This window comes from Flavitalea flava (genome assembly GCF_054461575.1).
The window spans coordinates 71,767-82,463 of record NZ_JBTLQH010000032.1 but is presented as its reverse complement, the minus strand read 5'-3'; the positions used below and the strand labels follow the sequence as shown (position 1 = coordinate 82,463).

Sequence of the window (10,697 nt, the reverse complement as noted above, 5' to 3'; positions counted from 1 at the left end):
AGCGCCTTTAAGACTCCCAGCCGGCTGCTTCCATACAAATGTGTCTCTGTCTGTTGAAATGCAGCGCTGCCCGTTTGTTGATATACGCTCATTACAGTTCCCTGGGCATCCCGGACATAGACGGTGGTGACATTGCCTACCGTCTTGGTGATCCGGTTACCTGCGGCATCATAGGTAAAAGAAAGGTTACTTCCGGTCCTCTTGGTAATTGCCGCTATCTTTCCATAAACTGTCCAATCAATATTGGTGATGTCTGACGCATCATCGAATACCAGGTTGCCTATCTTATCGTATTTGTAGTTTTCAGCTGCCGGTTGGTTGTCAATATCTTCGGCATAGTTTGACGTATAACCGGGATTATCCGCTATATGCCGCAAACGGTTCGTATTGGGATAATAGTCATAAGGGGGAGTATTATAAACTGAACGAATAAGCGTATTTACATTACCAGGAATGTCATACAAGCCTTCCACGGGCGTGCCCCAAGGGTCGGGCTTTACCCTTCAAGTCCTCACCGTCCATCCTGCACAGGCTCCGGGCTTTTCGGTCCAATCCCTCACGCGAGGCCGCCGCATTGGATGCTACAACAGTTTTCCGAATACCACAATTTGCTTTCCTAATTTCCACTCGGCATCCTGTTTGCAGCTATCATGCTCATCGCGACCAGTTTTTCTCATTAGCGAGAGCTATAGCCAAGCAGGAGTAGGGAATTCAGCCAAACCAATATCGGCAATGGGAACCGCTCGAAAAAGCAATGTCGCTTTGAGCATATAGCGGCCAGGATGCCCTCCGGTGTAGCATAGTGCTGGAAAAAGCATAGCAATTCCTGGGAAGGAGGAGCGAATTGAGTCCACGTACCGTCGAAGGCAGCGAACTAGACTTGAACATCTCTATTACCAACCGCCTGTTCTGTTGGAGTCCACACTCAAGGGCCCGTAATATCCCACAAAACCGTATTCAATTGAATGTCGTTAAAACGAAGATCTTGTTCATCTTCGCTATGTACTTACGGGCATATTCAATCAGGTGTTTATGATGGCGGGTGTACACAGCCAGCTTTCCGGTAAAAAAATAGGGTAGGAAACTGTTAGAAAACAAACCGATACTTTGTAGCAACTGAGGCCATTTACTATCGACCACGTCCGTCTTATGCCCTTTGACATTTTTTACATGTCGGGCATTTACCAGAATAACTTCAAACCGTTATTTTAAAGTAGGGTAAATAAAGAATGCCAATATTGATTCCAGCTTCATTTGGATTAATTACTGGCATCAAGACATTTTGATCGGAACGTTTTCGTTAATTTATGCCCTTTTTTATAACAGCCTTTTTAAAAGAGAGGCGCTAATATGTCTTTTGGTAGGATGCCTTCAGACGGTATAAACTCACATACAGGCTATTGATGGGACAAACATCAACTCGCCAATAATATTTGCGACGCATCCTACAACCAAGCTTAACGGCGGGCTCTGGTCACCAGGTTAAGGGCGGTCTACTCCGGGGCGTTTTGCAAAAGTTATAAAAAAATATTTTCAACTGTGTGGAAAAGTGTCTAACGAAATTGATTTCGCAATGTTGTTTTTTATAGTTTTACAATTAATATAAAATCGAATAAAGAATATGAAGTGAAATATTAAGAATGAACCAGTATAAATATAGAAACCACTTGTGTCCCTGCCAAGATCGCCGGAATATTCATATAAAACTATAACAAATAATGGACCTAAGAAAAAGGAAAGCAAACAAAGAATCAGCGTATCCCTAACACGCTTAAAAAGGTTAAAAAATATTGTCAAAGAACAACAAGTTAAAATAAAAATCCATATAAAACCTACCATTACCTCAATAAAGTCACCTTGCTTTTTTTCAAAGCTCTTACTCCCCATTCCACTGGAGACCTGAAAAACGATGAAAGACACTATACTGCTAGAAAAAAAAGTTTTCGCAAGGATTAATGACAAAGTCTTCGAAATTTTTGTTTTCATTCTATTAGCCTACCTCTTTTAGTTATTTATGGTGTAATTTTTGTTTCATAATGCGTTGTTGTAACACTTGGACTATTTCCTGTACCGAGTGAAGTAGACGTAGTTGATGTTGTGGTTGATGAAGAATACTTAATTCCCATCAATTTTAAATAGCCCTGCCATTTTTCTGCATATTCTTTATTTTCAGTAGTAAAAGACATCGTACCTGTTTTCAAGTCAACAAAAGAACTGAGTAAATAAATATTTGCATCCTTAGATTTCCCATTTTTTTGGACATAATCAAATATTTCCAATCCAGGCGCACTAGCAACTTTAACCTTGTCACGAAATGCTAGGTAAAAAACATTTTCTAAGTCTTTAACATATTCCCCATATGCAACAGGTCTATCTGCAATGTTATCAGCAACCTGCCCATTTTCCAGCCCACCTTTAGCATGTTCGAAAGTAATATCTCCAAGAACCGACCTTGCCAGTCCTGCCCACTTTGGTTCATTCCTGCCGTGTTGACCGTACATTAATCTTTCACCATTCTTCTCATCGATGTAACTATGTGCCCAAGCATCTCCCAAAGTATGCAATTGAAATAAATTACCGCCAATTATTTCTGTTATAACGTTGGGTAGCAATTGGTTTTGGGGGCCGCCTGTTAATCCATGCATAGTTTTTTGCCACTCTGGGTCGGCCCAAGTCCCAATCCCTCCATCTTTTCCCCAAGCCATCCATTCCTTTCCAGGTATTTTCTGAATAGTCATGCTATTATCAGAATGAACAACATGATCATACCATTCCGCAGCTACGGCAAGGGCCCTCGCATCCGTTTTGTTTAGTCCCAGCGTAATTCCCATCGCATAAACTGTCCAAAAATGGCCATCCTCCTCCCATTTTCCATCAGGATCCTTGAACTGAATTGGATTATTGTGCCCAAACCTGAACGGCGTTTCTCCAGGTGAACCAGTCCGCATAGGATCGACAGCAAGCCATCTTCCTAATCTTGGATCATATATTCGAGAACCAAAATCAATCTGATTCCCCACCCCCTTCACCTCATTATCATTTTCCTTCCCATTAAACCCATACCTATAGCTTCCACTACTATACGTTCTCCCTGGCATTTGCATACCGAACGGATAATAATCCTGGGCGCTGGCGATGTCGGCATCAAAATGATCTATCAAAGAGCTGTTGCCTGCCGAAGATACGGCATTTTTTCTATCGGTTATGGTCGCCAGGACGTTCCCCAAATGGTTGCCCAGCTCATACTGCTTTTCCCCTCTGGTAAAGGTTCTCAGCAAGGGAGTGCCATATAAAGAGCCTGTACCCATGCTCACGGCAACCGGAGTCACGGTGAGCGCCTTTAAGACTCCCAGCCGGCTGCTTCCATACAAATGTGTCTCTGTCTGTTGAAATGCAGCGCTGCCCGTTTGCTGATATACGCTCATTACATTTCCCTGGGCATCCCGGACATAGACGGTGGTGACATTGCCTACCGTCTTGGTGATCCGGTTACCTCCTGCATCATAGGTATATGAAAGGTTACTTCCAGTCCTCTTGGTAATGGCCGCTATCTTTCCATATACCGTCCACTCAATATTGGTGATGTCTGACGCATCATCGAATACCAGGTTGCCTATCTTATCGTATTTGTAGTTTTCAGCTGCCGGTTGGTTGTCAATATCTTCGGCATAGTTTGACGTATAACCGGGATTATCCGCTATATGCCTCAAACGGTTGGTGTTGGGAAAATAGTCATAAGTCAGGCTATCCATCGCCCTGGACTTTCCGCCATCGGAATTGCCACGCCTGATATAGGTTAATATATTTCCATTGGGGTCGTATGAAATTTTTTCTTTATAATCATCCAGCTTTATCGGGGTAAATGTATTGTTACTTAAGTTTAGCCCTTTAAATGCATCCATTTCCGACAACCGGTTGAGTTGATCATAATGGTAATTGTAGACTTTGGGACCATCCAAGCCATCCAATTTGGGTATACTCACTGCCATGGCCGCTATATTGCCATTGTATAAAGGGGCACCCTGGGTCTGCAAGGCTTCCAGAACACCGGTTACGGGATCTGAATTTCCAATTTGTTTGTAGTCCCCCGGATAATAATGCAAACTGAATGAATAAGCGTCACGGCCCACAGGAAATGCCTCCGCTCCTCCCGGTTGTCCGGCACCTGAGGTCCCGGACGGCGCACATACCGGCAAACTGGTATTAACCTGGGTCTCAAACTCATCCTGCTCTATACTGGTAAATTCATCCACAAAGGAAATCGTACTTCGTGCCGTATATTGTGAAGGGCCATTCACACCAGGCCGGTTGCTTACAATGGCGTCATCCAATGCCGTCCCAACTGTACAGGAGGCCCCGGAGTTGTCATTTACCCCTCCCAATACATTTCCGACATTAACGCCTTTCAGCCATCCTTGTAACGTATAATTGTAATCAAGCGCCTGTGGCTGTAATTTTCCAAGAACTGTCCTGGCAAGGGGGCCATGTTTGTAATAACTATACGCAGCGTCCCGCTCCCAGACGATGTTGTCCCGGCTTGTCCATACTCCTACCAATCTATTCTCCGCATCGTATTTATACCGGTGAGTAAAAGCATCGACTTCACCTGGCTGATAATTAACTTCATTTACCTTCCCGCTGATCAGATCATAATTATAAAAAATCCTTTTGTACCGATCTGTAGGAGCAGTCGTAATTCCTATATAATCCTGCATCAGGGCATCTACATTACCGTGAATATCATACGTATAATAAGTAGCCGAATTTAGATTTACATCAGTGGCAAACTTCTTTGTATACACATAACTAACCCGGTTCCTTAGATTTTGCTGCGTAAGATTCGATCCCATACCAAAAGCAGCAACATCATAAACAGTAAACGTTAATTGATCTTTGACACCCGGAGCAACATTAATCCAGTTCTTCAGGTCTGTTGGATTTTGGCTTGTTGCCTGAGTCATGATAGCTGTTTGCGCCTTTTGCCCGACTTCCGTAATCCGGCCCAGGTCGTCATAGATGGTATAACTATATTTTCCATCCCCATCCTGCTGCGGGTTTTGGCTGACAGTCAACCTGCCGACAACATCATACCAAAATCTTGATATCCGGGGATTCGCCGGATTTTGTCCATCCAGCGAATTCTGGGCATCCGGGGTATTCTGCGCTACTACTCCATTCAAACTATTATACCGGTAATTGGTCGTAAAAATATGCGGAGGAGGATCAACAAAGGTTCCATCTGCCCTTGCCGTTTCGACCTGGTTTATGTAAACTTCACTGAAATTCGGTCTTACCCCTTTTGGAGGAACTGTTTTTACCAGGTTGCCGGCTAAATCATAATAATATAAAGTATAATGATATTCACTGCTGAGATCCTGCTCGCTGAATTGTTCGAAATTCTTAGCAGATAAACATTTCGCCCGGTAAGCTGCTTCAAAATCTGCAAGTAGCTGCTCTTTCCGCTGTTTAAAAAGAGATTGCCCAATCTCTACCGCCATATTGTACACCAATTGGCAAGGCGATGGTTTTACAAAAACCTCATCGTCTCCCTGTTTGTCCCGACAAATTACATTTTGGCTTGCTGCGCTATTTGAAGCGTATTGAGCGAGATTACAGCCAGCAGTCGCGGCCGCATCCGCATAGTCTCGCCAACCATACTGAAAACCGGTCTTATAATTAACATATTTCGCAAAAGTAATATTGTAGCTGATCTGGTCCGGTTCGAGATTTTCTGAAGAGAACAAAGGAGCTTGGGCACAGCCTAAGCCACTAAAATAAGTTTTATACCCAGCTACCAGATCACTTAATCCGGCGCAAGAAATGCAGGCAGGTGTTCCTGAAAACCCACATTTCAAAAACTCGGGCTTTGGCTGGGGGGCAGGTAAGGGAAGATAAGGAATGATGACTAAGCTATCGTAGGTACAGGTAAAAGGGCACATCCCAGAATTATCAGGCGATGAATAATGATCGGAAAGCGCAACCCTGGCTGCTGCACCGCAGGGATTGCTAGAATTACAATCAGCATATACCGTATAAGGAACGGTGATTTTATCGAGTTCATATCCAACAGGGCATTTTTGCAAATTGTCAAACAATACCTGGGTCAGGCTATCATTGTACGTGGTCTTTAAATAAAGGTTTAAAGATTGAAAATCAGCTGGGTTATATCCTTTACCGGATGCCTCACCCATTATTTTGGTAAATTGGGTACAGGTGCATGCATCTAATATGGTAATTTGTTCCTTTTCATTAACAGGTCCTTTGTTGTAGGGTTTTGGGAATTCAATGATAAAAGGATTACAAAACTGGTTTTTATTTATCCCGTATTTCGAAAAAGCGTTATTAATCACCTCTTCAAAACTTTTGGCGGGGGCATTACCGGGCCATCCGGGCGCACCGCCGGAAGCACCATAAGGATTTGCTTCATCCACGCCCTTTTCACACACGGTCTCCATTCCTGCAACGATTTCTGCAATTATATCCGCACTATTCGATTTAGCAGCTATAGTCGGGCATTGTTGCAAGGCTTGTTTCCATTGTACGATATATCCTTTACATGTGGTTCCTTTTTCTTCATTTACCTTGGCATTCATATCGACATTCGGACCTGCGCCGGGTGTAGCCGGATACCAGGTAAAATCATATTGCGAAGCCATTTGGGTGCTATTGGCAGGGAATCGAAGAATATATTTATTAGGTACCAGTGCATCTCCATCCAGTAAGGGACTATTCGCATTCAAATAGTCTGTCACTAATCCATCCCTTGCGACCATATATAGGGCCTTAAAATTATTCCACACCTGATCTTTCTCCTCATCATTAAGCGTAGCAAAGGGGGGGTGATCTGGAGCCTGTTCAACACAGAGCTTTCTATTCTCTAAATTGGATATTGTTTTACATACTGCGCTGCCATAAGCAATCTTCCAAAGCCCCATACCATTTTGATAGGAGCTCGTCTCCATGGTTATCATGGCCGATTTTTTCTCGGGAACAAGGGTAAAAAACAGGTCCAGATCCGCAACATTATTGTTATTAGGAAAAAAATTTGTTTGGGCCTGGGAAAACGAAGTTATCTTATTGAATTTCTCAATCCAGTCATAAGAAGGTTGAAGATGATCCTCGGAGAAAACCAACCGGGCATATTCCGGATGATAGGGCAATAACGATCCAGCCCAGGATCGTGAAAACAGCCGGACAAAATCCAGAGTGCTGACATTATCCAGGTCGTGATTAGGGAAATCTGGGGTTCCGGCAGGGTGTTTCCCTAGCGGATGAATACTTAGATCGATATTTCCCACTCCATCATAATAATAGCCTACATCAGTCTTACCAATATAAAAAGGTTGTTTGTAATAGGGTATTCCGGTAGGATTATTCGGAGAAAATATGTCATACCGCCTGTACATAAGATCTGTCCTTCCCTTAGATGGATCGGTAGCATATTGGCCGAAGTAAGGTATCATATCCGAAAGCATTAGCTTGCGGATAGTGGCTAATTTATGGGAGACATCCGTGCAAAGATCATTGCAACGCAGTTTCTTAGCGTTGTATTCTGTCAGTATTTGGTCATCTGAAGGCCTGCTACCGGTCATATTGTTCAAATACTGACTCTTGTAAGTTGCAAAATCTCCTAAGGCCGTCGAACAGGACACGCATGGTGGAATGGTAGAAGGAGGATTATCGCATCCGGAAGAAGACTTCAATGCATTATAAACAGAATCAATAAGTTGCTGCTCCGTTTTGCAAAGGCCTATTTCCAGGTATTTGTCCCTGAATGTTTGTAAAACGGATTCGCTTACCGTAAGGGTTTTTCTAACCGAATACGATCCGGGCTGAAAGAATTCAGAGAAGGTAATCACATTATCAGCAATTACGGATAATACACCCGGATCACTTGTATTTTCAAAAGGGGTAACAGCGGTGTTACAGGCATTGTCAGCGGAAAGTTTTACATTGCTAAATTTTCGTACGATCGGAGGAAGATCCCCGGATTCATCCGAAATCGAAATCTCCAGGTCATACATACAATCATAACAAACCTTTGGGCCGTCGCATTGATCCAAGGGAAGGGCATCGGGAGTGAGTGCATACCTGAAATTATAGGTGGTTGATGCGGGCACTAAAATGCTGGTTACCGATTCGATGTCATTTCCCTTGACCATATTATTGTTCTTGTCCAATAAACTCCGGGTAATCAGCGTCCCTGCCTGCCCGGGATAATGCGTAGCATTAAGATCCAACGCCACCATTCCGGGAGGAGCAGCTCCTGCAAGGGCGGTAGCAATCGTACGGCCATGCATATCCACGTAACTGACGCTCATCTGACCATTGGCATCCTTGACCATGTTTTTAAAATAATGGGAAGTAATGCCAGCCTCTAATCCGAACAGGCCATCCAGATCTTCTTTGAAAGCGGTTCCATAATAATATTTCGTTTCCCTGCCAGATCCCATTTTCATGGAATTTCCAACGCCACTTTGGCTCATAATCCTTCCGGTCCCATCCGGTGTGTATCGAGTTACCGAATAAGGATAACCTTCTGCATTGGGTAGATTACCATTCGCATCCTGGGTAACCTCCGGATTAGCATTGCTGTAATACTGAGCAGTCCAGCTGTTTATTTTTAATGGAGGGGTGGCGCTGACTCCAGCGACGATTGCCTGAAGATCAAAATTAAGCCCCGGGTCCTCATCTGGAATTTGCGTATTGAAAAGATTTAAGTTCTTCGTATAAGCTACAATAGAATTGATTCCAGGAGCCGGCAATATTTGTATGGCTGGTCTCCCCTGTCCATCATAAAGCGTTTCAGCCGTCAGAGTAGTGTTCGTCGTATTATCTTTAGTTACCGTCTGACGCATGCGTAATGAGCCGTCGAAATATTGTACTACCGATTTCCTTTTCCCTTCTTCCGCAAAAGAGGTGACGACCTGCCAGTTTAAACTATTATTGTGACCGGCAAACGAATAAGCTCCTACAGCCGACCATGGCCCATAAATCTCAGTTCCTGAGGCATTTCGGTTAACAGCCCTGATCCGGTAATAAAGGACACCGAGCCCATCATAAAACAAGGGAATTTCATACTTTACCATATCTAATGGTAAATCCACTCTTGTAGAATTGTTCTGGAATAAAAGGGGGTAATTTATGCCGCCTGTACCGGAATACCCGGATTTCAAATCCTCCCTAAGCCAGACCCACTCCAATTGGCCCAGGTTATTCCCCAATCCTGCTGCCCATTCCCAGGAAACAGGCAAAACATCCGGAACGGGTGCACTCGTAAGCGGCTGTGCAGAAATGGTTGGAACAGGAGTCGAACTGGTCACTGACATCGTAAAAAATCGTTTGATTATCATCTCGTTCTCTACGGTCAATAAACTAATCGTATTTACTCCATTAGAAAGAGTGGGCGCATCAAAACCAACAACGGTTACTTTTACAAATTTCGCATTCTCAAAACTTAGATACTGCTTAGGATTAAAAGTACTTCCGCCTGCTTTCTTGTAATTTATCGAGAGTACCTTCGTAAGGGAAGTGGTAGAAGTAGAGGAAGCTCCGTATTCTACACTTACTGTTACCGAAGCGGTAAAATCCTCCGGGATAAAAGAAGAACTTTCCTCATTAAGCACCAAAGAAACTATATTCTTTATCTTTTGATCCTGTTCCCCCTCAGAAATATAAGGCAAATCAACCCAGGAACCATTATAAATACTTCCAGCCGCACCTGATATACGGGAAATGCATTTTTTTGTCACTCCACCATCCTGCGCATTTACTTTTACGCTACCTAGTGTGATCCATAAAATACTAAGTAAGAACGGCAAGATCGAATAAAGCCTACCTGCTTTCCTTCTTTTCGGCCTGATCGTATCCATTTTATTTCTATTAATTTTAATAATAATATCTCCTGGATTGGTCTATTTTACATGATTGGTCAGCCGGTATTCACCATACGCTTTCACAGGTATGTATCCATTGGAAATATCCGCAACGAGTCTATCGCATATGGAGACAGGTATTTTTTTCCCTTGATCATGCCTTATTTCCTTATAAACAAAAACCGATATCTGTTCCCTGATAATAAAATATGCAGAGTCCGATACCTTCACTAAATCTTTTTTGAACTCCGGTTTATCCAACAAAATCGTATAAACGGAATCGGTTACCGGTACTAAGGTTCGTTTAACCTGGGTCACTTCAAATGGATAATTTTTAGCAGAATTATACTTTACCGTCACTTCTTCCTTTGCCCTATCTGTAAAAGTCAGCAAAGGCCTGCTTCTTAGCCGAACAACAGATGTGTCTTTCCTTACGGGTAGAAAAACAGCCGTAAAACCTGCTGCCATTTTTAATAAGGAGGAATCGTTAATTTGAATCCCCGAATATTGTTTAAGTTGATTTTCCAATGACCGATGATTCGGGCGAAGAATCATTTGTTTTACTTTGTCACTTACAATAAGCAGTAAACTATCCTCCGCTATCTGCTCAGTCTCGCCAAACCGGATGTAAGACCCATCTTTTTGCAAAAAAAATGTTGCCTGCAAGTGAATGGTGTCTTCCGAACTTCGAATAAGATTAGTCCGGTTTTCCAGGCTTAACTCCATTTGCAAAGGCAACTGCTTGTACAGGTTACATACCAGCATAAATTTTTTCATTCCAGCCAGGGTATCTACCTCCTGCCCTTTCCCCTCCAACGTAAA

Annotated in this window: 3 protein-coding genes; all 3 read right to left on the bottom strand. The window is 43.1% G+C overall.

Translation table 11 applies throughout. The features are described 5' to 3' along the window. Nucleotides 1-473 (bottom strand): hypothetical protein (locus tag ACX0G9_RS23025; protein ID WP_459067320.1); only part of this gene is annotated, 473 nt, incomplete at its 3' end. Between the two features lie 1,539 nt (nt 474-2,012). Further along, nucleotides 2,013-9,872: an RHS repeat domain-containing protein gene (locus ACX0G9_RS23020; protein ID WP_459067319.1), complete on the bottom strand. Its 7,860-nt coding sequence runs from the start codon at nt 9,870-9,872 to the stop codon at nt 2,013-2,015. 42 nt (nt 9,873-9,914) lie between these two features. Further along, entirely contained in the window at nt 9,915-10,652 is a 738-nt protein-coding gene (locus tag ACX0G9_RS23015; protein ID WP_459067318.1) for a hypothetical protein, read from the bottom strand. Nucleotides 10,653-10,697 lie beyond the last annotated feature (45 nt).

Excerpts from the sequence above, each read along its gene's own strand:
- ACX0G9_RS23020 (WP_459067319.1), bottom strand. The coding sequence starts at position 9,872 with ATGGATACGATCAGGCCGAAAAGAAGGAAAGCAGGTAGGCTTTATTCG.
- ACX0G9_RS23015 (WP_459067318.1), bottom strand. The coding sequence starts at position 10,652 with ATGAAAAAATTTATGCTGGTATGTAACCTGTACAAGCAGTTGCCTTTG.